This is a genomic window from Streptomyces sp. NPDC050625 (genome assembly GCF_040654755.1).
GTDB lineage: Bacteria > Actinomycetota > Actinomycetes > Streptomycetales > Streptomycetaceae > Streptomyces.
Genome location: NZ_JBFAIQ010000003.1, coordinates 61,936 through 86,849, shown reverse-complemented (window position 1 = coordinate 86,849; position 24,914 = coordinate 61,936). Strand labels below are relative to the sequence as shown.

At 70.3% G+C, this 24,914-nt stretch carries 24 protein-coding genes; 13 read left to right on the top strand and 11 right to left on the bottom strand.

Annotation, left to right across the window (positions count from 1 at the left end):
* Nucleotide 1: 1 nt before the first annotated feature.
* Nucleotides 2-1,636: an ABC transporter substrate-binding protein gene (locus AB0I54_RS07920; RefSeq protein WP_363295055.1), complete on the bottom strand. Its 1,635-nt coding sequence runs from the start codon at nt 1,634-1,636 to the stop codon at nt 2-4.
* A gap of 216 nt (nt 1,637-1,852) precedes the next feature.
* Here AB0I54_RS07920 and AB0I54_RS07915 point away from each other — a divergent pair, with 216 nt between their 5' ends.
* The 7 genes from AB0I54_RS07915 (at nt 1,853) to AB0I54_RS07885 (ending at nt 7,144) form a co-directional block, all read left to right on the top strand.
* Nucleotides 1,853-2,569: a FadR/GntR family transcriptional regulator gene (locus tag AB0I54_RS07915; RefSeq protein WP_363295495.1), complete on the top strand. Its 717-nt coding sequence runs from the start codon at nt 1,853-1,855 to the stop codon at nt 2,567-2,569.
* A gap of 125 nt (nt 2,570-2,694) precedes the next feature.
* A complete protein-coding gene (locus AB0I54_RS07910; RefSeq protein ID WP_363295494.1) occupies nt 2,695-2,916 on the top strand; it encodes a hypothetical protein in 222 nt (73 codons plus the stop codon).
* Nucleotides 2,917-2,927: 11 nt separating this feature from the next.
* On the top strand, nt 2,928-3,551 hold the full coding sequence (locus tag AB0I54_RS07905; RefSeq protein WP_363295054.1) for a DUF1266 domain-containing protein: 624 nt from the start codon (nt 2,928-2,930) through the stop codon (nt 3,549-3,551).
* A gap of 22 nt (nt 3,552-3,573) precedes the next feature.
* Nucleotides 3,574-4,320 (top strand): DNA repair protein RecO, encoded by a 747-nt coding sequence (recO, locus tag AB0I54_RS07900; protein WP_030604856.1) that lies wholly within the window; start codon nt 3,574-3,576, stop codon nt 4,318-4,320.
* Between the two features lie 36 nt (nt 4,321-4,356).
* Entirely contained in the window at nt 4,357-5,193 is an 837-nt protein-coding gene (locus tag AB0I54_RS07895; RefSeq protein WP_363295052.1) for an isoprenyl transferase, read from the top strand.
* Between the two features lie 37 nt (nt 5,194-5,230).
* Complete coding sequence (locus AB0I54_RS07890) at nt 5,231-6,565, top strand: histidine-type phosphatase (protein WP_363295051.1); 1,335 nt, start codon at nt 5,231-5,233, stop codon at nt 6,563-6,565.
* Nucleotides 6,566-6,625: 60 nt separating this feature from the next.
* Nucleotides 6,626-7,144, top strand: a complete 519-nt coding sequence (locus AB0I54_RS07885) for a hypothetical protein (protein ID WP_363295050.1) — start codon at nt 6,626-6,628, stop codon at nt 7,142-7,144.
* A 33-nt stretch (nt 7,145-7,177) separates the two neighbouring features.
* Here AB0I54_RS07885 and AB0I54_RS07880 read toward each other — a convergent pair whose 3' ends face one another.
* Genes AB0I54_RS07880 through AB0I54_RS07865 form a run of 4 tightly spaced genes read right to left on the bottom strand, consistent with a single transcriptional unit; the run spans nt 7,178 to nt 10,296 of the window.
* The gene (locus AB0I54_RS07880; RefSeq protein ID WP_363295049.1) at nt 7,178-7,588 is read right to left on the bottom strand and encodes a transcriptional repressor; all 411 of its coding nucleotides are present in this window, start codon (nt 7,586-7,588) and stop codon (nt 7,178-7,180) included.
* Between the two features lie 58 nt (nt 7,589-7,646).
* Nucleotides 7,647-8,549 carry a metal ABC transporter permease gene (locus AB0I54_RS07875; RefSeq protein ID WP_363295048.1) on the bottom strand — a complete coding sequence of 301 codons (903 nt, stop codon included), beginning with the start codon at nt 8,547-8,549 and terminating at the stop codon, nt 7,647-7,649.
* Nucleotides 8,549-9,316 carry a metal ABC transporter ATP-binding protein gene (locus AB0I54_RS07870; protein WP_363295493.1) on the bottom strand — a complete coding sequence of 256 codons (768 nt, stop codon included), beginning with the start codon at nt 9,314-9,316 and terminating at the stop codon, nt 8,549-8,551. Before AB0I54_RS07870 ends, AB0I54_RS07875 begins: the two co-directional genes overlap by 1 nt.
* Nucleotides 9,317-9,336: 20 nt before the next feature.
* Nucleotides 9,337-10,296 carry a metal ABC transporter substrate-binding protein gene (locus AB0I54_RS07865; protein ID WP_363295047.1) on the bottom strand — a complete coding sequence of 320 codons (960 nt, stop codon included), beginning with the start codon at nt 10,294-10,296 and terminating at the stop codon, nt 9,337-9,339.
* Nucleotides 10,297-10,457: 161 nt separating this feature from the next.
* On the opposite strand from AB0I54_RS07865, the gene AB0I54_RS07860 reads away from it, so the two are divergent.
* Nucleotides 10,458-11,840 carry a glycine--tRNA ligase gene (locus AB0I54_RS07860; protein ID WP_363295046.1) on the top strand — a complete coding sequence of 461 codons (1,383 nt, stop codon included), beginning with the start codon at nt 10,458-10,460 and terminating at the stop codon, nt 11,838-11,840.
* A gap of 118 nt (nt 11,841-11,958) precedes the next feature.
* A complete protein-coding gene (locus AB0I54_RS07855) occupies nt 11,959-12,570 on the top strand; it encodes a LysE family translocator (RefSeq protein ID WP_363295045.1) in 612 nt (203 codons plus the stop codon).
* Between the two features lie 48 nt (nt 12,571-12,618).
* On the opposite strand, the gene AB0I54_RS07850 is transcribed toward AB0I54_RS07855, so the two are convergent.
* The gene (locus AB0I54_RS07850) at nt 12,619-13,671 is read right to left on the bottom strand and encodes a chitinase (RefSeq protein ID WP_363295044.1); all 1,053 of its coding nucleotides are present in this window, start codon (nt 13,669-13,671) and stop codon (nt 12,619-12,621) included.
* 207 nt (nt 13,672-13,878) lie between these two features.
* Here AB0I54_RS07850 and AB0I54_RS07845 point away from each other — a divergent pair, with 207 nt between their 5' ends.
* The gene (locus tag AB0I54_RS07845; RefSeq protein WP_363295043.1) at nt 13,879-14,886 is read left to right on the top strand and encodes an aldo/keto reductase; all 1,008 of its coding nucleotides are present in this window, start codon (nt 13,879-13,881) and stop codon (nt 14,884-14,886) included.
* A gap of 29 nt (nt 14,887-14,915) precedes the next feature.
* Entirely contained in the window at nt 14,916-15,503 is a 588-nt protein-coding gene (locus AB0I54_RS07840; RefSeq protein ID WP_363295042.1) for a TetR family transcriptional regulator, read from the top strand.
* A gap of 231 nt (nt 15,504-15,734) precedes the next feature.
* On the opposite strand, the gene AB0I54_RS07835 is transcribed toward AB0I54_RS07840, so the two are convergent.
* From AB0I54_RS07835 to AB0I54_RS07825, 3 genes are all read right to left on the bottom strand, one after another.
* Entirely contained in the window at nt 15,735-16,895 is a 1,161-nt protein-coding gene (locus AB0I54_RS07835) for a serine hydrolase domain-containing protein (protein ID WP_363295041.1), read from the bottom strand.
* Nucleotides 16,896-16,952: 57 nt separating this feature from the next.
* Nucleotides 16,953-17,171 carry a hypothetical protein gene (locus AB0I54_RS07830; RefSeq protein WP_263208510.1) on the bottom strand — a complete coding sequence of 73 codons (219 nt, stop codon included), beginning with the start codon at nt 17,169-17,171 and terminating at the stop codon, nt 16,953-16,955.
* Nucleotides 17,172-17,282: 111 nt separating this feature from the next.
* The gene (locus AB0I54_RS07825; protein ID WP_363295040.1) at nt 17,283-18,710 is read right to left on the bottom strand and encodes an MFS transporter; all 1,428 of its coding nucleotides are present in this window, start codon (nt 18,708-18,710) and stop codon (nt 17,283-17,285) included.
* A 140-nt stretch (nt 18,711-18,850) separates the two neighbouring features.
* Between AB0I54_RS07825 and AB0I54_RS07820 the strand changes: the two genes are divergently transcribed.
* Nucleotides 18,851-19,762 carry a helix-turn-helix transcriptional regulator gene (locus AB0I54_RS07820; protein ID WP_363295039.1) on the top strand — a complete coding sequence of 304 codons (912 nt, stop codon included), beginning with the start codon at nt 18,851-18,853 and terminating at the stop codon, nt 19,760-19,762.
* Here the strand turns inward: AB0I54_RS07820 and AB0I54_RS07815 are convergent.
* Complete coding sequence (locus AB0I54_RS07815) at nt 19,720-21,165, bottom strand: MFS transporter (RefSeq protein WP_363295038.1); 1,446 nt, start codon at nt 21,163-21,165, stop codon at nt 19,720-19,722. The genes AB0I54_RS07820 and AB0I54_RS07815 overlap by 43 nt on opposite strands.
* 79 nt (nt 21,166-21,244) lie before the next feature.
* On the opposite strand from AB0I54_RS07815, the gene dusB reads away from it, so the two are divergent.
* Nucleotides 21,245-22,387 (top strand): tRNA dihydrouridine synthase DusB, encoded by a 1,143-nt coding sequence (gene dusB / locus AB0I54_RS07810; RefSeq protein ID WP_363295037.1) that lies wholly within the window; start codon nt 21,245-21,247, stop codon nt 22,385-22,387.
* Here dusB and AB0I54_RS07805 read toward each other — a convergent pair whose 3' ends face one another.
* Entirely contained in the window at nt 22,388-24,055 is a 1,668-nt protein-coding gene (locus AB0I54_RS07805) for a sulfatase-like hydrolase/transferase (protein WP_363295492.1), read from the bottom strand.
* Nucleotides 24,056-24,914: the final 859 nt, after the last annotated feature.

The window sequence follows — 24,914 nt, the reverse complement described above, 5'->3', positions numbered from 1 at the left end:
GCTAGACCCACTTGGCCTGGAGCAGGTTGATCCCGGGGTACGGCTGTGCCCTTATCCCCGTCAGCTTCTTCGGGTCCCAGGCGGTCATCAGCTCGTTGTGCACGACCGGGTAGAGCACTGCCTGCTCGGCGACGATGTCGATGTAGTCCTGGATCATCGCCTTCTTCTTCTCGGCGTCCGGCTCCTGGGTGGCCCGGTCCATGTCCTTGAAGAGCTGCTTGGCGACGGAGTCGTCGGCCCAGCGGGCGTAGCCCATCCAGAGGTTCTGCGGGCCGTAGTTGTAATGCATGATCAGGTCCGCGTCGAGGCCGAACTGGTTGGGGTTCGAGGCGGCGGCGACGACCTGGTAGTCCTGCTTCTGGTCCATCTTCGTGAACACGGCCGTGGTCTCCTGCGGCGACAGTGTCGTCTCGACGCCGATCGCGTCCCAGGACGACTTGATGGTCGGCAGGCAGTCGACGATCCAGCTGACGTTCACCGACAGGATCTCGATCTTCAGGTTCTTCACCCCGGCCGCCTTCAGCAACGCCTTGGCCTTGCCGGGGTCGTAGTCGTAGACGGTCTTGGCGCGCCGGTAGGAGGGGTTGCCCTCGTTGAGGAAGGACGAGGACGGCTTTCCGTGGCCCTTCAGGGCGACCTCGACCATCTTCCCGGTGTCGATGGCGTAGTGCAGTGCCTGCCGGACCCGTACGTCGTCGAAGGGCTTGTGCCTGGTGTTGAACATCAGGAACAGGTTGTTCATCCCGGCCCCGCCCGCGACCGACAGCCCGCCGCTCTCCAGTCGCGGGATGTTGGCGTAGGGGATGTTGTCGGCGATCTGCGCGCCCGCGCCGGCCCCGGAGATCTTCGCCACCCGGGGCGCGGCGTCCACGATGGTCAGCCAGTTCATCCGCTTGAAGGCGGGCTTGCGCGGGCCGTTGTAGTCGGCGAACGCCTCGAAGGTGGTGTTGGACTTCGGATGGTGCGCGGTCTGCCGGTACGGCCCCGAGCCGATGGCCTTGCCCTTGATCGCGTCGTCCCAGGCACCCGGCCGCGAGTAGACGTGCTTGGGCATGATCTTGGCGAGGGTGAGCCGGGAGACTCCTTCCGGAAACGGGAACTTGAGCACCAGCTCGACGGTCTGCGCGTCGACCTTCCGCACTTCCTTCAGCCAGCTCGCGAAGAACCCCTTGGCGAGGGTCTGTGTCTTCGGGTCGAGGATCCGGTCGAAGACGAAGACGACGTCGTCGGCGGTGACCGGCTTGCCGTCGTGGAACCTGGCGCCCGCCCGCAGGGTGAACCGCCAGGTGGTGGCCTTGAGGTCGGCGGGCACCTGGGTCGCCAGCGCCGCGTACGGCTCACGGGAGATCGGGTCGGTGTCGAGCAGTCCTTCGTAGATGTGGTTGTTGCCGGCCATGGCGAACGCGGACGCCGTCTGGGTCGGGTCCCAGCTGCCGTCGTTCCCGTAGCCGATGACCGCGGTCAGTGTGCGGTTCTTGCCGCCGCCCGAGCCGCCGGTGTCGTTCGTGGACTGGGGCCCGGACGAGCAGGCCGCCAGCGAGGAGGACAGCGCGGCGGCGGCGCCCAGCGCGCCGGAGTACTTCAGGAACGACCGGCGATGCAGTGCCGGCACGTCGTGGGTCACGTCGTCGCGCACGGTTCCTCCAGCGAAGAGGGTCTGGTGGATTGAGAGGAGATACGACGTCCTACGTCCTGTCGGTCAGCGTGACCATAGGAGTGCCCGTGGGGGCGGTCAAGGGATCGCACACGAATGGCGTAGCCGTCAGAGGTTGGACCAATGGCACAGTGAAATGGCGGGAGTTGGCGCAGGTGGACCCGAGACATGGGACGTAGGACGTCCGGTGCGCGTACCATGCGGCGCATGGCCGCCGGGGAACCCAGGAACAGCCGGATACAGCGCGCGGTCGTGCAGCTGATCCTCGACCGGAAGCTCCGGTCGGGTGCCCCGCTGCCCACCGAGGCGGAGCTGATGGAGGCCCTCGGCGTCAGCCGCAACTCCGTCCGCGAGGCACTCAAGGCGCTCCAGGCCCTCGACATCGTCGAGATCCGGCACGGCTACGGCACCTATGTCGGCCAGGCCTCCCTCACCCCGTTGGCCGACGGTCTGACCTTCCGCACGCTGACCCGGCAGGGCGACGACGAGAGCGCGCTGGCCGAGATCCTCCAGATCCGGGAGGTGCTGGAGGTGGGACTGGTCCGGCAGATCGCGGCCACCCTGACCGAGGCGGAGCTGGACCGGCTGGAGTCGGTGGTGACCCGGATGGAGGCGGCCGGCCGCGCCGGGCACTCCCTGGCCGAATTCGACCGCGAGTTCCACGAGTTGCTCTACACCTCGCTCGGCAACGCGCTCGTGCCACAGCTCCTGGGCGCCTTCTGGACGGTGTTCCGCCGGGTGGCGGGTGCCCGCGGATGGACCGCCGACCCCGCCCCCGACGTCACCGTGCGCCGCCACCGCGACATCGTCACCGCACTGCGCGCCCGCGACGTCGAGGGCGCGCAGCACGCGATGGCGGTCCACTTCCGCGGGATAGAGGCACGCGCGGCCCAGGAGTCACGCGGGGTGGAATGAGCGGTCCGACGGCGCTCGCACCGAGGTGTGCTTCGCGGGGCGCGGAGTCTAGTGACACAGAGCCACTGGAGGGAGGCGAAGCGTGAAAGTCGTTGCGGGAGGGGACCGAGGTGAACGTGAACGTGATGAATCTCCCGCTCGGCTGCCACGCCGTCGACACCCACACCGGAAGACTGGGCATCGTGATGGGTCACGAGGGGCCGTATGTGCAGTTGCGGCCCCACGGCGGCGGGCTGGAGTGGGACGCCAGACCGGAGGCCGTCCGCCCGGCCACCCCGGCCGAGCGGCTGAGCGCGGCCACGGCCCACGCCGACGCGCGCGGCCGGGGCGAGGCCCCCTTGACGTAAGGTGCGGGCTCATGGCGCTGACGAGACTGCGAGAGTGGAGGAAACCGAAGGCCACGCGGCGGTACCCCGTCCCGCTCACGATGCACCAGCTGTGGATGGTGTCGCTGAGCGCGCCGGTGAACCACGACCGCGACGCCTCCCGGACCACCCTGTACCCGTTCACGCGAATAGACGACGACAGCGCCCGGTGCTGGCTGGCCGAGCGGTGGGAGATCACCTCGCGCGACAAGCTCGTCGGCCGGCTCGCCGGACTGGCGCGCACCGGCTACCGGGTCCGCGCCCAGCAGCTCACCGGCGTGGCGCCGCTGGCCTGGGACGCCGCCCTGTACGTCGACGTCGCCCGCCGCGGCTTCGCCTGCGGGATGATCACGGAGCACGAGGCCTGGACCGCGCTGAAGAGCATCGTGCCGTCGGTGGCGCGGACGTACGCCTCCTGGCAGGAGTACGCCGATCACTACCTGCTGGGGCGCAAGGTGTGGCGCGACGGGCTGCGGAGCACCCAGGACGCCGGCTCTCCCGCACCCCAGGCCACCGCCGAGGCGCACGTGCGGTCCCTGCTCGACCCGGTGAACCGGGCCGGCCCCTGGAACCTCGCTCCCTGGGACGCCATTTATCAGCCCGACCACGCCCGCTGACCGCGTACGCGACAATGGACGCATGAGTCTTTTCCGGGACGACGGCATCGTCCTGCGGACCCAGAAGCTCGGCGAGGCGGACCGCATCATCACGCTGCTCACCCGCGGTCACGGCCGCGTGCGGGCCGTCGCCCGGGGCGTACGGCGGACCAAGTCCAAGTTCGGGGCCCGCCTCGAACCGTTCTCCCATGTCGACGTGCAGTTCTTCGCCCGGGGCAGTGAGCTGGTCGGACGCGGGCTGCCGCTGTGCACCCAGAGCGAGACCATCGCTCCGTACGGCGGCGGGATCGTGACCGACTACGCGCGCTACACCGCCGGAACCGCCATGCTGGAGACCGCCGAGCGGTTCACCGACCACGAGGGCGAGCCGGCCGTGCAGCAGTATCTGCTGCTCGTCGGCGCGCTGCGCACCCTCGCCCGCGGCGAGCACGCCCCGCACCTCGTCCTCGACGCCTTCCTGCTGCGCTCCCTCGCCGTCAACGGCTACGCGCCCAGCTTCGGCGACTGCGCGAAGTGCGGAATGCCCGGACCGAACCGCTTCTTCTCGGTCGCCTCCGGGGGCAGCGTCTGCGCCGACTGCCGGGTGCCCGGCAGCGTCGTACCCTCGCCGCAGACCCTGGTCCTCCTCGGCGCCCTCCTTACGGGAGACTGGGAGACCGCGGACGCGTGCGAGCCGCGGTACGTCCGGGAGGGCAGCGGGCTGGTGTCCGCCTACCTGCACTGGCATCTGGAGCGCGGACTGCGCTCGCTCAGATACGTCGAGAAGTAGAAGCAAGCGAAGCAGCACGAGGGAGACGAGAAGCACATGGTCGTACGCGGGATCCTGGGACGCCAGCGCCGCGAGTACCGGGCGCCGGAGCCGCACCCGTCCGGCGCCCGCGCCCCGAAGCTCCCCGGCGAGCTCGTCCCGAACCACGTGGCGATCGTCATGGACGGGAACGGCCGCTGGGCCAAGGAGCGCGGGCTGCCGCGCACCGAAGGACACAAGGTCGGCGCCGAGCGCGTCCTGGACGTCCTCCAGGGCTCGATCGAGATCGGCGTCCGCAACATCTCCCTCTATGCCTTCTCCACCGAGAACTGGAAGCGCTCGCCCGACGAGGTGCGCTTCCTGATGAACTTCAACCGCGACTTCATCCGCAAGACCCGCGACCAGCTCGACGAACTCGGCATCCGGGTGCGCTGGGTGGGCCGCATGCCCAAGCTGTGGAAGTCGGTCGCCAAGGAGCTCCAGGTGGCCCAGGAGCAGACCAAGGGCAACGACCTGCTCACCCTGTACTTCTGCATGAACTACGGCGGCCGCGCCGAGATCGCCGACGCCGCGCAGGCGCTGGCCGCGGATGTGAAGGCGGGCCGTCTCGACCCGTCCAAGGTGAACGAGAAGACCCTCCAGAAGTACATGTACTACCCGGACATGCCGGACGTGGACATGTTCCTGCGCCCGAGCGGCGAGCAGCGCACCTCCAACTACCTGATCTGGCAGAGCGCCTACGCCGAGATGGTCTTCCAGGACGTGCTGTGGCCCGACTTCGACCGGCGTGACCTGTGGCGGGCCTGCATCGAATACGCCTCCCGGGACCGGCGGTTCGGCGGGGCCATCCCCAACGAGGAACTGCTGGCGATGGAAGGCAAGTCCACTTCGTAGCCACCGGCGGTTCACGGGGATCGCCGACGATCCGCCCATGAGACGCCTCAGCCCCGCCCTCGCCCTGTGCGCCCTGCTGGCCGCGGCGCTGCCCACGCAGGCCGCGGACCGGCCCGCGCACCACGACAGTTACGACAGTTACGGCACCAAGGCGCCGTACGCCCCCGGGCAGGACCCGCGCGGCTACGAGCGGCCACCCGCCGGATTCACGCCTGTCTTCACGGAGAACGTCTCCCGGCACGGCTCCCGCGCGGCCACCGGCAGCGAGGCCGGGGACCTCGTCCTCGCCCTGTGGGACAAGGCCGAGTCGGAGGGCCAACTCACCCGCAGGGGCGAGGAGTTCGGCCCGAAGGTGCGGACGCTGCTCGACGCGATGGCGAAGGTGGGGTACGGCAACCTCAGCGGACGCGGCAAGCAGGAGATGCGGTCGACCGCGCGGCGTATGCAGCAGCGGCTGCCCGGGCTGTTCGCGCGGATCGTGCGGGACGGCGAGAGGATCGACGTCGTCAGTTCCGGGCAGGGCCGGGCCGTCGACAGCGCCGACCTGTACACCGGCGCCCTCGCCGAGACCGACCCGGCGCTGAAGCCGCTGATCGGGCCGACCCGCACCGACAAGGACCTGCTGTACTTCCACAAGGCGGCGGGCGGCGCCGCGTACCGCGACTACATCGCCCACGACCAGCGCCTGGCGAGCACGCTGAAGAGCATCACCGACCAGCCCCGTACGCACGAGGCCGCCCGCAGCGTCCTGCGCAGGATCTTCAAGGACGCCTTCGTCGAGCGGATCACCGACCGGGTCACCGCCGCCCGGGCCGTCTACGACCTGTACGCCATCGCCCCCGCCATGCGCGAGGAGAGCCCCGGCGGCAAGGGCTGGGGCATGGACCGCTACCTCTCGCACCGCGACGCGGCCTGGTTCGGCTACCTCGGCGACACCGAGGACTTCTACGAGAAGGGTCCCGGCTTCGCCGACAGCGACATCACCTACAAGATGGCCGGCGTCCTGCTCGACGACCTCTTCAAACAGGTCGAGGCCAAGCGGGCCGGCACCAGTGCCCTCGGCGCCGAACTCCGCTTCACCCACGCCGAGGAGATCATCCCGCTCGCGGCCCTGATGGGCCTGCCCGGCAGCACGAAGCCGGCGACACCACAGCAGCCGTACACCTACGCCGACAACCCCTGGCGGGGCGCGTCGGTCGCCCCGCTGGGCGCGAACATCCAGTGGGACGTGTACGAGAAGGACGGCCGCTATCTGGTGCGCATGCTCTACAACGAGAAGGAGACCCCCTTCAAGGCCACCTGCCACCCGATCTCCAAGGGCAGCACGTTCTACGACCTGAACGAACTGGAACACTGCTTCGACCGCGCCTGACGGCAGGTCGGAGGAGACGGCTACGATCACGGCTCATCGTCGTAGGACCGGGGAGGGGCCGTGATCGAGCAACAGAAGACCGAGGTCGTGCTGGAGTACGAGCAGCAGCACGCGGATCTGGTGGACGCGGTCCGGCTCATCCTGCGCAAGCGGAAGTCGGGCTTCGTCTACCGGCTGCCCTTCATCCTCGCGTTCGCCCTGCTGGGCGTGGCGCTGATCCTGCTGCAGGCACGGTCGGGCCGGCTGGAGGTCTTCTCGTTCTTCATCCCGCTGTACGCGGTGCTCCTGTACTTCTTGCCGCACCTCTCCGCCCACCGGCTGCTGAAGGCGAACGCCCACCAGGGCCGCCTGCGGTTGACCGTGGACGAGGAGGGTCTGCGGATGGTCGGCGCGCAGGCGGACCTGCGCACGACATGGCGCAACTACGGCAGCTACGCCGAGAACGACCGGGTGTTCGTGCTGCGCAGCCCGGACCGTGCCGGACGCTGCGCCAACGTACTGGTCAAGCGGGGTGCGGCCGATCCCGCGGACATCGACCGACTGCGCACACTGATCGGCCACCACCTGCCGAAGGTGTAGGCCGACGTCAGCCCGGACCGCACGACGAGCGGCTCAGCGCGCGGCGCACTCCGCGCAGGTGCCGAAGATCTCCACCGTGTGGGCCACGTTGACGTAGCCGTGCTCCGCGGCGATGGCCTCGGCCCATTTCTCGACCGCCGGGCCCTCGACCTCGACCGCCTTGCCGCAGGTGCGGCAGACGAGGTGGTGGTGGTGTTCGCCGCTGGAGCAGCGGCGGTAGACGGACTCGCCGTCGGAGGTGCGCAGGACGTCGACCTCACCGGCGTCGGCGAGCGACTGGAGGGTGCGGTAGACCGTGGTCAGGCCGACCGAGTCGCCCTTGTGCTTGAGCATGTCGTGGAGCTCCTGCGCGCTGCGGAACTCGTCGACCTCGTCCAGGGCCGCCGCCACGGCGGCCCGCTGGCGGGTCGCACGGCCCTTCACGGGCGGTCCAGCGGTCGTCACCGGTTGCCTCCTTGCGTCTGCGTCTGGCGGCCATTGTGCCAGTCCGGCATGCGCGCGGTCAGACTCCGACCTCGTCGGCGGCCCCGCGTGTGGCCGGAATCGAGCACTCCGCGGGGTCCCCGGCAGCGCGGCCCGCGGCGGCCGCACGGGCCCGGCGCCGGGCCAGCGGAGTGGCCAGTGCGGTCAGCACGAGGAACGCGGCGATGGTCAGCAGAACGATCGTCGCGCCGGGCGGCACGTACTGGTAGTACGAGGTGATCGTGCCGCTGATCGTCACGGTCACCCCGATGGCGACGGCGATCGCGAACGTGGCGGTGAAGCTCCGGCTGAGCTGCTGTGCCGCCGCCACCGGGACCACCATCAGCGCGGACACCAGGAGCAGGCCGACCACCCGCATCGCGACCGTCACCGTCACCGCCGCCGTGACCGCCGTCAGCAGGTTCAGGGCGCGCACCGGCAGTCCGGTCACCCGCGCGAACTCCTCGTCCTGGCTGACCGCGAACAGCTGCCGGCGCAGGCCGAGCGTCACCAACAGCACGAAGGCGGCCAGTACGCAGATCGCGGTCACGTCGGACTGCGACACCGTGGACAGGGAGCCGAACAGGTACGACATCAGGTTCGCGTTGGAGCCGCCCGGCGCCAGGTTGATCAGCATCACACCGCCGGCCATGCCGCCGTAGAAGAGCATCGCGAGGGCGATGTCACCGCGTGTCCTGCCGTACCAGCGGATCAGCTCCATCAGTACCGAGCCGAGGACGGAGACCGCCGTGGCCATCCACACCGGGGAGGCGGACAGGAGGAAGCCGAGGCCGACGCCGGTCATGGCGACATGGCCGATGCCGTCGCCCATCAGGGCCTGGCGGCGCTGGACCAGATAGATGCCGACGGCGGGGGCGGTGATGCCGACCAGGACGGCGGCGAGCAGCGCCCGCTGCATGAAGGCGTAGTTCAGGAAGTCCATCAGCTCAGCAGTCCCGTGCGGATCGGTTCGGTGCCCGCCGGTGCGTGCGGGTGTACGTGGTCGTGGCCGGGCAGCGCGTGCTGGCCCACCGCGCGCGGCGGCGGGCCGTCGTGCAGGACGCAGCCGTCGCGCAGGACGACGGCCCGGTCGATCAGGGGCTCCAGGGGGCCCAGTTCGTGCAGGACGAGCAGGACCGTCGTACCGGCCGCGACCTGCTCGCGCAGGGTCTGTGCGAGCACCTCCTGGCTGGCCAGGTCGACGCCCGCCATCGGCTCGTCCATGATCAGCAGCTCGGGCTCGGCGACCAGGGCGCGGGCGATCAGCACACGCTGGTGCTGGCCGCCGGACAGGGCGTTCACCGAGTCCTTGGCCCGGTCCGCCATGCCGACCAGCTCCAGGGCCCGCCGTACGGCCTCGTGGTCGGCCTTGCGGAACAGCCCGAAGCGGGTGCGGGACAGCCGGCCCGCGGAGACGATCTCGGTCACCGTCGCCGGGACCCCGCCCGCGGCCGTGGTGCGCTGCGGCACGTATCCGACGCGCGCCCAGTCGCGAAAGCTGCGGCGCGGGGTGCCGAACAGCGCGATCTCGCCGCCGCTGACCGGCACCTGGCCGATGAGGCTGCGGATCGCGGTCGACTTGCCGGAGCCGTTCGCGCCGAGCAGCGCGACGACCTCGCCGCGGTTCACGGTGAGATCGATTCCGCGCAGGACGGGGCGCGAGCCCAGCTCGGCCCGCACGTCGCGCATCGATATGACGGGCTCGCCCATGGCGTCGTCCTCCGTAACGATCATTTCTCTCCCAGGGCCGTCCGGAGCGCCTTGAGGTTCGCCTCCTGGACCGAGAAGTAGTCCGTGCCCCGGGACTTGTCCGTGATGCCCTCGATCGGGTCGAGGACGTCGGTCTTCAGGCCCGCGTCCCGGGCGACGGTCTTCGCGGTCTTGTCGCTGACGAGCGTCTCGTAGAACACGGTCGTGACTCCGTCGGCCCGCGCCATCTTCTCAAGGTCCTTGACGCGGGCGGCGCTGGGCTCCGACTCCGGGTCGAGGCCGTTGATGGCCTCCTCGGTCAGGCCGTAGCGCTCGGCGAGGTAGCCGAAGGCGGCGTGGGTGGTGAGGAAGACCTTGGTCCTGGTGTTCGCCAGGCCGTCCTCGAACCGTGTGTTCAGCTCGTCGAGCTTCTTGACCAGCGCCGCGGTGTTCTTCCGGTAGTCGGCCGCGTGGTCCGGGTCCGCCTTCTCGAAGGCCGCGCCGACCCCCTTGGCGACCTCGGCGTACTTCACCGGGTCCAGCCAGATGTGCGGGTCCTTGCCGGACTCCTCGGAGTTCTCGCTGGTGTCGTGCTCGGCCGCGTGGCCGCCGACCTCGTTGCCGTGCTCCTCCAGCGTGGTCAGCGAACCAGCGTCGATCTTGGTCTTGAGCCCGGACTGGGCCACCGCGTCGTCGACGGAGGGCTGGAGGTTCTTGAGGTAGAGCACCGCGTCGGACTCTTCGAGCTGCGCGATCTGCCGGGGGCTGATCTCCAGGTCGTGCGGTTCCTGGCCCGGAGAGGTCAGACTGGTGACGTGGACGTGGCCCTTGCCGATCTGCTCGGCGAGGAAGGCCATCGGGTAGAACGACGCGACGACGTCGAACTTGCCCGTCTGCGCCGCCGCGACGCTGTCGCCGGAGCAGCCGGACAGGGTGCCGGTCCCGAGGGCGGTGACCGCGATCGCCGCGGCCGCGGATATGTGACGTCGTCGTACGTTCATGACAGTCATTTTCAACGAAGATGGAAACCGTTGTCAACAAGCCCTGCGGAATGTTCATAGGGGAGGCCGATTTGGTCGAGGGGGAGCCCTCGCCGGTAACCTGAAGCATTCGCTCTGAAGCATCTCGCTTCGTCGCCCGTCGTCGTAATGAAGAGAGCACCGTGGCCGCCGACAAGATCGACACCATCGTCAGCCTGAGCAAGCGCCGTGGCTTCGTATTCCCCTGCAGTGAGATCTACGGCGGTCAGCGCGCCGCCTGGGACTACGGGCCGCTGGGTGTCGAGCTCAAGGAGAACCTGAAGCGTCAGTGGTGGCGCTACATGGTGACGTCGCGCGAGGACGTGGTCGGTATCGACTCGTCCGTCATCCTGGCTCCCGAGGTCTGGGTCGCCTCCGGCCACGTCGCCACCTTCACGGACCCGCTGACCGAGTGCACCTCCTGCCACAAGCGGTTCCGCGCGGACCACCTGGAGGAGGCCTACGAGGCCAAGCACAACCGCCTCCCGGAGAACGGCCTGGCGGACGTGAACTGCCCGAACTGCGGCAACAAGGGCCAGTTCACCGAGCCCAAGCAGTTCTCGGGCCTCCTCTCCACCCACCTCGGCCCGACCCAGGACTCCGGCTCCATCGCCTACCTGCGTCCCGAGACCGCCCAGGGCATCTTCACCAACTTCGCCCAGGTGCAGACCACCTCGCGCCGCAAGCCCCCGTTCGGCATCGCCCAGATGGGCAAGTCCTTCCGCAACGAGATCACGCCCGGCAACTTCATCTTCCGCACCCGCGAGTTCGAGCAGATGGAGATGGAGTTCTTCGTCAAGCCGGGCGAGGACGAGAAGTGGCAGGAGTACTGGATGGAGCAGCGCTGGAACTGGTACACCGGCCTGGGCCTGCGTGAAGAGAACATGCGCTGGTACGAGCACCCGCAGGAGAAGCTCTCCCACTACTCCAAGCGCACCGCCGACATCGAGTACCGCTTCAACTTCGGCGGCAACGAGTGGGGCGAGCTGGAGGGTGTCGCCAACCGCACCGACTACGACCTCGGCGCCCACTCCAAGGCCTCCGGCCAGGACCTCTCCTACTTCGACCAGGAGGCCCAGGAGCGCTGGACGCCGTACGTCATCGAGCCCGCGGCCGGCGTCGGCCGCGCGATGCTCGCCTTCCTGCTCGACGCCTACGTCGAGGACGAGGCGCCCAACGCCAAGGGCAAGATGGAGAAGCGCACGGTGCTGCGCCTCGACCACCGTCTCGCCCCGGTGAAGGTCGCGGTGCTCCCGCTGTCCCGCAACCCCGAGCTGTCCCCGAAGGCCAAGGGGCTCGCCCAGGCGCTGCGCCAGCACTGGAACATCGAGTTCGACGACGCGGGCGCCATCGGCCGCCGCTACCGCCGTCAGGACGAGATCGGCACGCCGTACTGCGTCACCGTCGACTTCGACACGCTTGAGGACAACGCCGTGACGGTGCGTGAGCGTGACTCGATGAAGCAGGAGCGCGTGTCGCTGGACCAGATCGAGGGCTACCTCGCCGGGCGTCTGATCGGCTGCTAGTGCCGTAGCGCGGGGGCGGGGACCTGCCGCCCACCGGCGCATCGGCCCTTGATTGGCCCTTGATACGGGTGCCTCATTGGACCTGTATCGAGGGCCGTCGCGCGTTCAGGGTGGCCCCATGAGCCTCGCCTTCCTCCTCACCACCCTCGTCGTCGTGGCCACCCCCGGCACCGGCGTCGTCTACACCCTCGCCGCCGGGCTCTCCCGCGGCCGCCGCGCGAGCGTCGTCGCGGCCTTCGCCTGCACGCTCGGGATCGTGCCGCACGTCGTCGCCACCGTCACCGGTGTCGCCGCGCTGCTGAACGCCAGTGCCGCCGCCTTCCAGATCCTCAAGTACGCCGGTGTGGCCTACCTGCTCCACATGGCGTGGGCCACGGTCCGGGACAAGGACGCGATCGCCGTCGAGCGGGACACCGCCCCGGTTTCGTCGGCGCAGGTGATCGTCCGGGGCGTTCTGGTCAACCTTCTCAACCCCAAGCTGACGATCTTCTTCTTCGCGTTCCTGCCCCAGTTCGTCAGCCCCGACGAGCCGCACGCGGTCGTCCGGATGCTGGGGCTGAGCGGCGTGTTCATGCTGGCGACGTTCGTCGTCTTCGCCACGTACGGCGTCCTCGCCGCCTCCGTGCGCAGCCACGTCACCTCACGGCCGAGGGTGATGACGTGGCTGCGGCGGGGCTTCGCGGGGTCGTTCGTGGCGCTGGGGGCGAAGCTCGCGCTCACCGCCCGCTGAGAGGCATGGGGCGCATAGGAAACATAGGACTCATGAGGCTTGTCGGGCTCAACGGCCCTGCAGTGCCTTGACGTTGTCGCCGAAGGTCCAGTTCTTCGAGCCGTCCCAGTTGAGGGACCAGGTCATCAGGCCCTTGAGCGAGGTGCCGTAGTGGCGCCAGGCCTGGGAGACCAGGCTCGGGGACATGTAGCCGCCGCCCGCGCCCGGTTGCGCGGGTAGGCCGGGCACCTGCTTGTCGTACGGCACCCTGATCGTCGTACCCTGCACGACCAGTCCCTTGTTCAGGCAGTCGGTCTGCGCGGTGAAGCCGGCCACCGTGCCCGCCGAGTACGAGTCGCCGGAGCAGCCGTACATGCTGCCGTTGTAGTACTGCATGTTGAGCCACCACAGGCGGCCGTTGTCCGCGTACTTCTTGACGATGGGCAGGTACGCGCCCCAGATCGAGCCGTAGGTGATGCTCCCGCCGGTGACGTACGCCGTCTCCGGGGCCATCGTCAGGCCGAAGCCGGCCGGCATCCGGGACAGCACCCCGTCGATGATGCGGATCAGATTGGCCTGTGACGTGGAGAGTTGGCCGATGCTGCCGCTGCCCACCAGGCCCGTCTCGATGTCGATGTCGATGCCGTCGAAGTTGTACTTCTTCAGGATCGGGACGATCGTCGCCACGAACCGGTCCGCGACTGCCGACGAGCTGAGGTCGATGCCCGCCGCCGCGCCGCCGATGGACAGCAGGATCGTCCGACCGGACGCCTTGGCCGCGCACATCTCGGCGGGCGTGGCCACCTTCACGCCGGTGTCCATGCCGTCCTCCCACAGCGCGGTGCCGTCGGAGCGGATGACCGGGAAGGCCGCGTTGATCACGTTGTAGCCGTGGGCGGCGATGCGGGAGTCGGTGATCGGGGTCCAGCCGAAGGGCGGGTGGACGCCGTTGGATGAGCCGTCCCAGTTCTCCCAGTAGCCCTGGAGGACCTTGCCGGCAGGGCGGGACTTGACCGCGCAGGTGTCGGCCGCGGACGCGGTGGGGGCGGCGGCAATCGAGAGGGGGACAAGGACGGCAGTGGTCAGCGCGGCGGCGAACAGGCGCAGCGTGCGGCGCAGCATACGGAGCCTCCCGGTGGGGGTGCGGTGAGGTGTCGTAGACATGACAGTGCGCGTGGTCCAGACCTCCAGTCAATAGGTCTGGACCAAATGGCCAGGCGTGGAGCGGTTGATGCGCGGCGCCTAACAGCTGACAGCTGACAGATAACAGATGGCAGATGACAGCTGACAGATATTGAAATCTGTCAGCTGTCATGTCATGGTGGATGCATGACGACGCAAACCCGAACCCTCGGAACCACCGGCCCCCAGGTCTCCGCCCTCGGTCTCGGCTGCATGGGCATGTCCGCGCTGTACGGCGAGGCGGACCGGGGTGAGGCCATCGCCACCATCCATGCCGCGCTGGAGGCCGGCGTGAACCTCCTCGACACCGGCGACTTCTACGCCATGGGCCACAACGAGATGCTGATCGGCGAGGCCCTGCGCGGCGCGCCCGCGGCCCGCCGCGAACAGGCGCTGGTCAGCGTGAAGTTCGGCGCGCTGCGCGACCCGGAGGGCAACTGGACCGGCCACGACGGGCGGCCGGCGGCCGTGAAGAACTTCGCCGCGTACTCCCTCCAGCGCCTGGGCGTCGACCACATCGACGTCTACCGGATCGCCCGCCGCGACCCGGACGTGCCGATCGAGGAGACGGTCGGCGCGATCGCGGAACTGGTCGAGAAGGGCTACGTCCGGCACATCGGCCTCAGCGAGGTCGACGCCGCGACGATCCGCCGGGCCGCCGCCACCGCGCCGATCGCGGACCTCCAGATCGAGTACTCGCTCATCTCCCGCGGCATCGAGGAGTCGATCCTGCCGACCACCCGGGAACTGGGCATCGGCATCACCGCGTACGGCGTCCTGTCCCGGGGGCTGATCTCCGGCCACTTCACCCGCGACCGGCAGCTCGCCGCGACCGACTTCCGGGCGCACTCGCCCCGCTTCCAGGGCGAGAACCTCCAGCACAACCTCGACCTCGTAGAGGCGCTGCGCAAGATCGCCGAGCAGAAGGGCGTGAGCGTGGCCCAGATCGCGATCGCCTGGGTCCTGTCCCGGGGCGCGGACATCGTGCCGCTGATCGGCGCCCGCACCCGGGAGCGGCTCGACGAGTCGCTGGGCGCGCTGGACGTCACGCTGGACGCGGCCGAGCTGCGGGCGATCGAGGAGGCCGTACCGGCGGACGCGGCGGCGGGCGACCGCTACCCGGCCGCGCAGATGGCACACCTCGGGACCAAGTAGTGGAACCGGCGCCGGGTACGGTCTAGGCCATGGCACCCAGCACCGAGACCCTGACCGCCGAGCGCATCCTCGAGGCGACCGAGGAGGTGCTGCGCCGCCACGGCCCGGCGAAGGCCACCGTGGTGGACGTGGCCCGCGCGCTCGGCGTCAGCCACGGCAGCGTCTACCGGCACTTCCGTACGAAGGCCGCGCTGCGGGAGGCCGTGACCAAGCGGTGGCTGGACCGCACGTCGGAGGCGCTGTCCGGCATCGTCACCGCCGACCGGGACCCCGAGTCCCGGCTGCGGGACTGGCTGGCGGGCCTGTTCGCGGCCAAGCGGCGCAAGGCGGGCGACGACCCCGAACTGTTCCGCACGTACACGGTGCTCGCCGAGGAGAACGTCACGGCGGTCGCCGACCACATCGCCGACCTGACCGCCCAGCTGGCCCGCATCATCCAGGACGGCACCACCACCGGCACCTTCACCACCCCCGACCCGGACGTCACCGCCCGCGCGGTCTTCCAGGCGACGGGCCGCTTCCACGACCCGGGCTACGCACGCGAGTGGGAACGCCCCGGAGCGGACGAGGAGTTCACGGCGGTGGTGGACCTGCTGGTCCGGGGGCTGCGGGGCTAGTGCCTGTCCGACGTCCCGCATGCCGCGTGACGTCCGGCAGGCGCGCTCGCGCGCCGTACGCAGCGCGCTCCGGTCCGGTCGTCGCCGCGTCGGCGCTTGCCGGTCCACCATCGCCCGGGCCAGCGGCGTGAAGTGCGAGGTGTCCGGGGCGGGCGCGCAGCCGACGGAGTGGCATTGGCGTGGGCCGCAGTGAGCGGCGGGCCCGCCCCGCACCCTCCCCGCCGACTGCGCCTAGCGCTTCGCCGCGCTCGTCGTGCAGTTCCAGAAGTCCCTCATCAGCGGGGGTGGGACCGGGTTTCGCATGGCCACCTGGGTCAGCAGGATCGTGATCGTGCCGGTGGGCGGGACGATGTGGGCCGTGGTGCCCGTGCCGCCTACCCAGCCGTAGCGGCCGGGGACGTTCCACGGTTCGGCGGGGGTGACGTCCACCTGGCCGCCGTAGCCCCAGCCCTGGCCCTCCAGGAAGAGGGCGCCCAACTCGCGCTGGGCGGCGGTGAGATGGTTCGTCGTCATGCGGCTCACCGAGGTCGGGGAGAGCAGACGGTGGCCGTTGCCCTCGCCGCCGTTCAGAAGCATGCGGGCGAAGGCGAGATAGTCGTCGGCCGTCGAGGCCAGGCCTCCGCCGCCCGACGGGAAGGCCGGCACCCGGCTCCAGTCGCCGTCCGGGGTGTCCGCAAGCTCCAGCGTGCCCTCGTCGGGACCGGGGCGGTAGTAGCTGGTGAAGCGGCGCCGCTTCGATGCCGGGACCTCGAACCCCGTGTCCGTCATGCCGAGCGGCTCGAAGACCCGCTCCGCGAGGAACTCCGGGAGCGTACGCCCCGACACCCGCGCCACCAGGACGCCCTGGAGGTCGGAGCACGTCTGGTACAGCCACGCCTCGCCGGGCTGGTACAGCAGCGGCACCCGGGCGAGCGCGGCCACCCAGGTGTCCGGGTCCGGGTACTCCTGCGGAGCCCGGCCGTCCTTCTGGACCTCGAACAGGGCGCCCACCGCGGGCAGCGAGAAGTCGGACGGGAAGCCCCAGCCGGCCCGCGAGCTGAGCAGATCCTCCACCGTGATCGGGCGGGCCGCCGGCACCAGGTCGTCCAGGGGACCGGCCGGGGTCCGCACCACCATCGGCTCGGACAGCTCCGGCAGCCACGCGTCCACCGGGTCGTCGAGCCCGATCCGGCCGTCCTCCACCAGCATCAGCACCGCCGCCGCCGTGACCGGCTTGGTGATCGACGCGATCCGGAACACCGAGTCCCGGGCCATCGGTGCGGAGCCGTCGGCGTCCAAGGAGCCGACGGCCACGACCTCGACGTCGTCACCGCGGGCGACCAGGCCCATGGCACCGGGCACCGAGCCCTCGTCCAGGTGCCTGCGCAGGGTGTCGTACAGGGTGCTGGTCATGTCCGGCCTTCCGGTGCGGGGCGTCGTACCGGGTACGACTCTCCGCGCGGCCGGAACTCATCGGGCCGGCTGCACCGCCGTCGGGTCCACCGTGGCCTGGTGTGCCTCGGCGAGATGCTCCTCGGCCTTCAGCCAGGGCAGGAACTGTGCCCCCTTGCGCCAGCCGCACGTCTCACATCTGATCGTGCGCTGTACTCCCGTGCGTTGCACCCGGACCACGTGCTCCCGCCCGTGCCCGTCCCAGCGGCTCACCTTGCTAGAGCTGATCTGCGGCATGACGCCTCCAGCGTCCACGTCCGGTGAATCTCGAACAGCTAGGAGTGTGCAGCAAGACCAACATCAACAGGGAGAGTCGCCCGGCGAGTTGGCCAAGCTGTGGCCAAGGCGTCAGCTGATCGTTCTCGGCAGGCGCAGGCTCAGCAGACCGGTGAGGGCCACCCCCGCCAGCTGCACCAGCAGCGTCGTGACCAGGGCGTCCCGCATCCCGTGCCCCGGGACCAGGGAGAGGAACAGCGTGCCCAGTGTCGCCACGCCCAGCGCCAGGGCCGACTGCTGCGTGGTCACCATCACACCGCTGCCGACGCCCGCCCGCACCGACGGCACCTCGGACAGCACGATCCGCATCACGACGGGCAGTTGGAGCGCCTGCCCCGCACCGGCAACGGCGACACCGGGGAGCAGTTCGACGAAGCCCAGGCCGGGCCAGTCGCGCCAGGCGGCCAGCACGATCAGCGCCACGCCCACCCCCTGGATCAGCGAGCCGGCGGTCACCACACGGGTACCGTACCGGGCCACCAGACGCGGCCCGGCGAGCGAGACGAAGAAGAACGCCACCGCCATCGGAGCGAGCGCAAGACCCGCCGGGACCGGGCCGAGGCCCGCGCCGCTCTGCAGCGCCACCGCGATCACGAACATGAAGCCGCTGAAGCCGATCGAGAACGGCAGCATCAGCACCAGACCCCGGCGCAGTGACGCCAGCGCGAACAGACTCGGCGGGACGAGCGGGGTGCGGCCGCGGCGGTCCGCTCGGCGCTCCACCACGTAGAACAGTCCGGCCGAGACCGGGAACGCGGCCAGTGACAGCCACGTCCACAGCGGCCAGCCCGCCGCCCGGCCCTCGGTGAGCGGGACGAGGAGCGCGAGCAGGGACAGCGCGAGCAGGACCGTGCCGGGGCCGTCGACCGGCTCGGGCCGCTGCGACCGGGTCTCCGGTACGACGCGCGCGGCGAGGACCAGGCCGAGGACGACGACCGGCACATTGACGAGGAACACCGCGCGCCAGCCGCTGCCCGCTATGTCCGCGGCGACCAGCACCCCGCCCAGGATCTGGCCCGCCACCATGGACAGGCCCGCCGTGGCACCGTACAGGCTCATCGCCCTGGCGCGGCGCGGGCCCGTGGTGGTCGCCTGGATGGTGGCGAGCACCTGCGGCAGCATCGCGGCGGCCGAGGCGCCCTGCGCGACCCGCGCCGCGACCAGGCTCCAGGCACCCGGTGCCAGCCCGCAGGCCAGCGAGGTCAGGCCGAAGGCGGCCATCCCGCCGAGGAAGAGCCGGCGCCGGCCGAACAGGTCACCGAGCCGCCCGCCGAGGACCAGCAGGACGGCGTACGCGACCCCGTACCCGGCGACGACGAGTTCGAGGACCGCCTCGCTCGCGGCGAGGTCCCTGCCGATCGTGGGCAGGGCGACGTTGACGATGAAGAAGTCGACCAGGGGAAGGGCCGCGGCCAGCAGTACGGTGAAAAGTCCCAGGCCGCCCAGCGATGCAGACACGGCCGGGGACCGGACGGTCGGTGTGGTGACGGTTTCGGTCATGATCCCGAGCCTGCTCCGCGGCTCAGACTGGTACCAGAGTGTTCTTGTCCTGGTAGAAGAAGTACCTGGAAACAGGCTGCGCGTGGGGGCAGTCTGGAGCCATGCAGTCCGGAGGCACGCAGTCTGGAGGCACGACGTCCATGGCCCGAGAGGCGCCCGCCCAGCCGGTACGGGGCTCCGAGATCCGGCGGCACGAGCTCGCCACCTTTCTGCGCAGCCGCCGGGAGCGGATCTCCCCGGAGCAGGTGGGGCTGCCGCGCGGCGCGCGACGCCGGACCCCGGGCCTGCGCCGCGAGGAGGTCGCGCACCTGTCCGCGGTCGGTGTGACCTGGTACACCTGGCTCGAACAGGCGAGGGACATCCAGGTCTCCGTACAGGTGCTGGACGCGCTCGCGCGCACGCTCAGGCTCGACGCCGGCGAACGCGCCCACCTCTTCCAGCTGGCCGGCGCCACCGACCCCACGCCCGCCGCGAGCTGCCAGACGGTGACCCCGGCCCTGCGCGAGATGCTGCGCCGGCTGGAGCCCGTCCCGGCCTGCATCCAGAACAGCCGGTACGACATCCTCGCCTACAACCGCACCTACGGCCGTCTGCTCGGCGACCTCGACGCCGTACCGCCCGAGGACCGCAACTGCATGCTGCTCGTCCACACCAACCCCGACTGGCGGCAGGCGATCGTCCACCTTGAGGAGACCAGGCGGCTCATGGCAGCGCGGCTGCGCGCCTCGATGGCCGGTCATCTCGGCGAGCCCGCCTGGAAGATGCTGATCAAGCGGCTGACGGCGGAGTCGGCGGAGTTCCGCGCCAACTGGGACCGGTACGAGGTCGTCAACGCCCGCACCAAGATCAAGTACTTCCGCAACCGGGACGTGGGCCTGCTCACCCTGGAGCACACGGACCTGTGGCTGAGCCCGGAGGCCGGGGCCCGGATGGTGACGTACGTGCCGGCCGACGAGGAGAGCCGCGAGCGGCTGGAGAAGCTGTACGCGCTCGTCCTCGCCCAGCAGGATCAGGCGGTGATGCCCGCCGCCTCCCTGACCTCCGGCGACTGAAGCCGCTGAGCGGTGCGCTCGGCCGTGCGGCGGGCCCAGCGGCCGCTGGTGAGCATGCCGACGACGAGCACCGCGAGGCCGCACACCGTGAGGATCCACCACCCCGGCCGGGCCGCCGACACGAACACGTCCCGGTACGGCGACGAGCCCACCCCGGAGGCCAGTACGGCGCCGATCACGGCCACGCCCAGCGTCTGCCCCAGCTGTCTGCTGGTGGAGGCCACGGCCGCGGCCACCCCGGCCTGGGTGCGTGGCATCCCCGACACCGCCGTGTTGGTGATCGGCGCGTTGACGAAGCCGAAGCCGATGCCGAACACGACGTACCCGGCGAACAGCGTGGCGTCGGACGTCTCCGCCTCGAACGCGGCGAACAGCACCCCGCTCGTGGTCATCGCCAGCCCCGCGATCAGCAGCGGCAGCCGCGGCCCCCGGCTGCCCACCAGCCGTCCGGACAGCGGCGCGCACAGGAACGTCGGCGCCGCCATCGGCAGCATCCACAGTCCCGCGTGCAGCGCGTCGAGCCCGCGCACGTTCTGCAGATACAGCGTGGACAGGAACAGGAAGCCGCCGAGCGCCGCGAACGCGCTGATCGCGATCACCGTGGCGCCGCTGAACGGCACCGAACGGAAGAAGCGCAGATCGATGAGGGGCTCCTCGCGCCGGGGCTCGTACCGGAGCAGCCCGAGCAGGGCGACGAGGGCCACGGCGGCGAACGGGGCCACCGTGCCGGGGCCCGAGGAGGGCGCCTCGATGATCGCGTACGTCAGCGAGCCGAACAGCGCGATCACCAGCAGCTGGCCGACGGGGTCGGGGCGGCGGGCCTTGGGCGCGCGGGACTCGGGGACGTAGCGCAGGGTGAGGAGCAGCGCAGCGAGGCCCACCGGCAGATTGACCCAGAAGATGGAGCGCCAGCCGACCGACTCCACGAGCAGGCCGCCGACCAGCGGTCCCGCGGCCATGGATATGCCGACGACCGCGCCCCACACGCCGATGGCGCGGGCGCGCTGACGCGGGTCGGTGAAGGTGTTGGTGATGATCGACATGGCGACCGGGTTGAGCATGGAGCCGCCGATCGCCTGGAGCACGCGGAACGCGATCAGTGCGTCGAGGCTGGGCGCGAGGGAGCAGAGCAGCGAGCCGAGCGAGAACACGATCAGGCCCGCCATGAAGACCCTCTTGCGGCCGATCCGGTCGGCCGTGGAGCCCGCGAGCATCAGCAGCGAGGCCAGCACCAGCGTGTAGGCGTCGATCGTCCACTGGAGCCCCGACGTATGGGCGTCCAGCTCGTGCTGCATCGACGGCAGGGCGACGTTCAGGGCCGTGACGTCGAGGGTCACGATCAGCAGGCTCATACAGCAGATCGCGAGGACCAGCCGGCGTCGACGAGGGCTGAGCTCGGGCATGCGTTCCATCGTACGCCGATTTCGATAGTGCGTCTAACTAATGACTGTCGCATCTGTCGTCGTACGCGACAATGGGGGAATGCCCACGCCCGCGTCCCCTCTCCAGATCGGCCCGCACACCGTCCAGCCGCCCGTCGTGCTGGCCCCCATGGCCGGCATCACCAACGCGCCCTTCCGCACGCTGTGCAGGGAGTTTAGTGGGGGCAAGGGCCTGTTCGTGAGCGAGATGATCACGACCCGGGCGCTGGTCGAGCGCAACGAGAAGACGATGCAGCTGATCCACTTCGACGCGGCCGAGAAGCCGCGCTCGATCCAGCTGTACGGCGTCGACCCGGCGACCGTCGGCAAGGCCGTCCGCATGATCGCGGAGGAGGACCTCGCCGACCACATCGACCTGAACTTCGGCTGCCCGGTCCCGAAGGTGACGTGCAAGGGCGGCGGCTCGGCCCTGCCCTACAAGCGCAACCTGCTGCGGGCGATCCTGCGCGAGGCGGTCTCCGGCGCCGGTGACCTGCCGGTCACGATGAAGATGCGCAAGGGCATCGACGACGACCACATGACCTATCTCGACGCCGGACGGATCGCGGTCGAGGAGGGCGTGACCTCCATCGCGCTGCACGGCCGCACCGCCGCCCAGCACTACGGCGGCACGGCGGACTGGGACGCCATCGCCCGCCTCAAGGAGCACGTCCCGGAGATCCCGGTCCTCGGCAACGGCGACATCTGGACGGCCGAGGACGCCCTGCGCATGGTGCGGGAGACGGGCTGCGACGGCGTGGTCGTCGGCCGCGGGTGCCTCGGCCGGCCGTGGCTGTTCGCGGACTTGGTGGCGGCGTTCGAGGGGCGTACGGAGGCCGTCGCCCGGCCCTCCCTGCGCGAGGTCGCCGACGTCATGGTCCGGCACGCCACCCTGCTCGGCGAGTGGATCGGCGACGAGGCGCGGGGCGTCATCGACTTCCGCAAGCACGTCGCCTGGTATCTGAAGGGCTTCGCGGTCGGCTCCGAGATGCGCAAGCGGCTCGCGATCACCTCCTCGCTGGAGGAACTGCGGACCGGCCTCGACGAACTGGACCTCGACCAGCCCTGGCCCGGCGGCGCCGACGGGCCCCGCGGCCGTACGTCCGGCAACAACCGGGTGGTGCTGCCGGACGGCTGGCTGAAGGACCCGTACGACTGTGCCGGTGTCAGCGAGGAGGCCGAGCTGGACACCTCCGGCGGCTGATCAGCCTTTCTTGGGGTGCGGGGTCGATCCGTACGCCGTCAGGAAGCGGTCGCGGAAGGAACTCATCTTCCACACCGGCGCGTTGTGCGCGGGGCGCAGTCCGTCCGTCCAGTTCCAGTCGGCGATCTTGTCGAGGACCTTCGGGTCCTTGGCGACGATCGAGATCGGCACGTCACGGCTGGCGTGGTTGCCGCTGACCCGGGCGATGGGCTGGTGGTCGCCGAGGAAGACGAGCACGGTGTTGTCGTTGCCGTAGCGCTCCAGCCACTCGGTGAGGGCGGTCACCGAGTACTGGATCGACTTGCCGTACTCCTGCCGGGACTTGGTGGTGTCGGCGATGACGTCGGAGGCCTTGTTGCCCGCCGCCTGGATCCCCTTGAAGATCGAGCCGTCGCCCAGCTGGTCCCAGCCGACCATCTTCGGGATCGGTGCCCACGGCTGGTGGCTGGAGGTCAGGATGATCTCCGACATCAGCTGCTTGCCGTCGGCGCGCTGCTGGCTGTGCACCCGCTGCTGGAACTGTTCGAGGGCGTACTGGTCGGGCATGGTCGACCAGCTGAACTTCGGTCCCTCGTAGCCCAGCTGGAAGGCGTTGTAGACCTTGTCGAGGCCGTAGTACTTCTGCTCCGGCCAGCCCTTCTGCACGCCCGGCATCACACCGACCGTGTCATAGGCGCCGGTCTTCTTGAACACCTTGGTCAGGCTGAGGTGGTCGCTGGCCATGACGGTGCGGTAGCGCTGCTGGTTGCTGATCCACAGCCCCGACAGGGTGGTGGAGTGGCCGAGCCAGCTGCTGCCGCCGTACGTCGCCGACGTCAGCCAGCCGCTCTTCGCGTGGAAGCCCGCCTTCGCCAGGGCTGCCGTGCGCTCGTCGAGCGTCTTGTCGACACCGGGCGCCTCGATCGGGTCCTCCACGGCGCTGCGGCCGTAGCTCTCGATGAACGTGAAGATCATGTCCTTGCCGCGCAGATCGGGGACCAGCTGCTCGGCCGGGGTGTTCCCGAACTCGTCGACCTTGGCGATCTTCTGGAACTCCGCCTCGTCCCGGAGCGTGTCCCGCACGGTCCGCGCCTGGACCTTCAGCACACCGGCGGTGTGCTGCGAGGCGATCGGTATGCCGCCGACGGTGAGACCGAGCGCGGTGCAGGTGATCCAGACGGTGCCGACGATCAGCGTGGCCTTCGAGGTCCTGGCCCGGTGCTTCGCCAGCAGGTTGCCGAGCCGCACGGTGGCCAGGGCGACGAGGGTCATCAGCAGGAAGACGAGGAGTACGACGCCGACCGTGATGCCCATCTCGGTCGTCCCGCCCAGGGTGTCGTCGAGGTAGGCGCGGGCGTCGTTGAACAGGGACCAGTCCAGGATGATGTTGAAGTGCCGGCCCAGGTATTCGTTGAACCCCATGTCGAACATGTTCAGCACGGTGATCGCGCCGAGCAGCGCGCCGGACAGCGCCGACACCACCAGCCGGGGCTTCCGCGGCAGGCTGAGCAGCACCACCGCACCCATGACCGCCTCGGCCGGCAGCCGCATGAACTCCGCGGGCTTGAGATTGCCGAGGGTGCTCGGCATCTGGAGACAGATGTAGACGAGGGCGGCGGACAGCACGGTGGTGACGACGGAGAGGACACGGGCGACGGTCGGGTACTTGGCCCGCCAGCCGCGCCAGATCCACCGTATGCGCCTGCCGGAGGGGGCCGGGGGTTCGGGGGCGGTTGCGGGGGCGGCTGTGGTAGGGGTCGCGGTAGCGGGGGATTCGGACGCAGGGGTTTCGGACGCAGGGGTCGCGGACTCAGGAGTTTCGGACACAGGGGTGGCGGACGCAGGGGTTGCGGTGCCGGCTTCCGCGTCGGTGGCCGCCTCGGCGTCGGGCTTCGGCTCGGCGGGGGTTTCGGCGGAGGGCTCCGTATCGGCGGCGGATTCCCCGGCCTCGGCCGTCGCCCCGCCTGCGGCCGGGACGGCAGCGTCGCCGGCGGGAGCCGGGCCGCCGGGAACAGGGGCGGCGGGAGCTGAGATGTCGTTCCCGGTGCCATCTGGCAGGGCGGCCTTGCGACCCTCGGCCGACGCCGCACGGCCGGACTCGGCGCGCGCGGCCTCCGCCGTACGGCCGGACTTGGCCCGCGCGGACGCGGCCCGTGTCGGCTCGGTACCGGCGGACGCCGCATCGGCAGGCGCCGTGACCGCAGACTCCGCGTCGGCTGACGCAGCGGCGTCGTTCCGGGGCTTCCCGGCTGCGGTGCCGTTCTTCTCCGTCTCGGGCCTGCTCGCGGTCGCGGCAGCCGCGGATTTGGTCCGTGTCGGCTCGGCACCGGCGGACGCCGCATCGGCAGGCGCCGTGACCGCAGACTCCGCGCCGGCTGACGCAGCCGCGTCGTCCCGGGGCTTCCCCGCTGCGGTGCCGCTCTTCTCCGCCTCGGGCCTGCTCACGGCCGCGGCCGCCGCGGATTTGGCCCGGGTCGGCTCGGTACCGGCCGACGCCGCATCGGCAGGCGCGGTAACGGCTGACTCCGCGCCGGCTGACGCAGCCGCG

Coding starts and splice junctions, on each gene's coding strand:
- AB0I54_RS07915 (WP_363295495.1), top strand. CDS start 1,853: ATGCGGCGCATGGCCGCCGGGGAACCCAGGAACAGCCGGATACAGCGC.
- AB0I54_RS07910 (WP_363295494.1), top strand. CDS start 2,695: ATGAATCTCCCGCTCGGCTGCCACGCCGTCGACACCCACACCGGAAGA.
- AB0I54_RS07905 (WP_363295054.1), top strand. CDS start 2,928: ATGGCGCTGACGAGACTGCGAGAGTGGAGGAAACCGAAGGCCACGCGG.
- recO (WP_030604856.1), top strand. CDS start 3,574: ATGAGTCTTTTCCGGGACGACGGCATCGTCCTGCGGACCCAGAAGCTC.
- AB0I54_RS07895 (WP_363295052.1), top strand. CDS start 4,357: ATGGTCGTACGCGGGATCCTGGGACGCCAGCGCCGCGAGTACCGGGCG.
- AB0I54_RS07890 (WP_363295051.1), top strand. CDS start 5,231: ATGAGACGCCTCAGCCCCGCCCTCGCCCTGTGCGCCCTGCTGGCCGCG.
- AB0I54_RS07875 (WP_363295048.1), bottom strand. CDS start 8,549: ATGGACTTCCTGAACTACGCCTTCATGCAGCGGGCGCTGCTCGCCGCC.
- AB0I54_RS07870 (WP_363295493.1), bottom strand. CDS start 9,316: ATGGGCGAGCCCGTCATATCGATGCGCGACGTGCGGGCCGAGCTGGGC.
- AB0I54_RS07865 (WP_363295047.1), bottom strand. CDS start 10,296: ATGAACGTACGACGACGTCACATATCCGCGGCCGCGGCGATCGCGGTC.
- AB0I54_RS07855 (WP_363295045.1), top strand. CDS start 11,959: ATGAGCCTCGCCTTCCTCCTCACCACCCTCGTCGTCGTGGCCACCCCC.
- AB0I54_RS07850 (WP_363295044.1), bottom strand. CDS start 13,671: ATGCTGCGCCGCACGCTGCGCCTGTTCGCCGCCGCGCTGACCACTGCC.
- AB0I54_RS07845 (WP_363295043.1), top strand. CDS start 13,879: ATGACGACGCAAACCCGAACCCTCGGAACCACCGGCCCCCAGGTCTCC.
- AB0I54_RS07840 (WP_363295042.1), top strand. CDS start 14,916: ATGGCACCCAGCACCGAGACCCTGACCGCCGAGCGCATCCTCGAGGCG.
- AB0I54_RS07835 (WP_363295041.1), bottom strand. CDS start 16,895: ATGACCAGCACCCTGTACGACACCCTGCGCAGGCACCTGGACGAGGGC.
- AB0I54_RS07830 (WP_263208510.1), bottom strand. CDS start 17,171: ATGCCGCAGATCAGCTCTAGCAAGGTGAGCCGCTGGGACGGGCACGGG.
- AB0I54_RS07825 (WP_363295040.1), bottom strand. CDS start 18,710: ATGACCGAAACCGTCACCACACCGACCGTCCGGTCCCCGGCCGTGTCT.
- AB0I54_RS07820 (WP_363295039.1), top strand. CDS start 18,851: ATGGCCCGAGAGGCGCCCGCCCAGCCGGTACGGGGCTCCGAGATCCGG.
- AB0I54_RS07815 (WP_363295038.1), bottom strand. CDS start 21,165: ATGCCCGAGCTCAGCCCTCGTCGACGCCGGCTGGTCCTCGCGATCTGC.
- dusB (WP_363295037.1), top strand. CDS start 21,245: ATGCCCACGCCCGCGTCCCCTCTCCAGATCGGCCCGCACACCGTCCAG.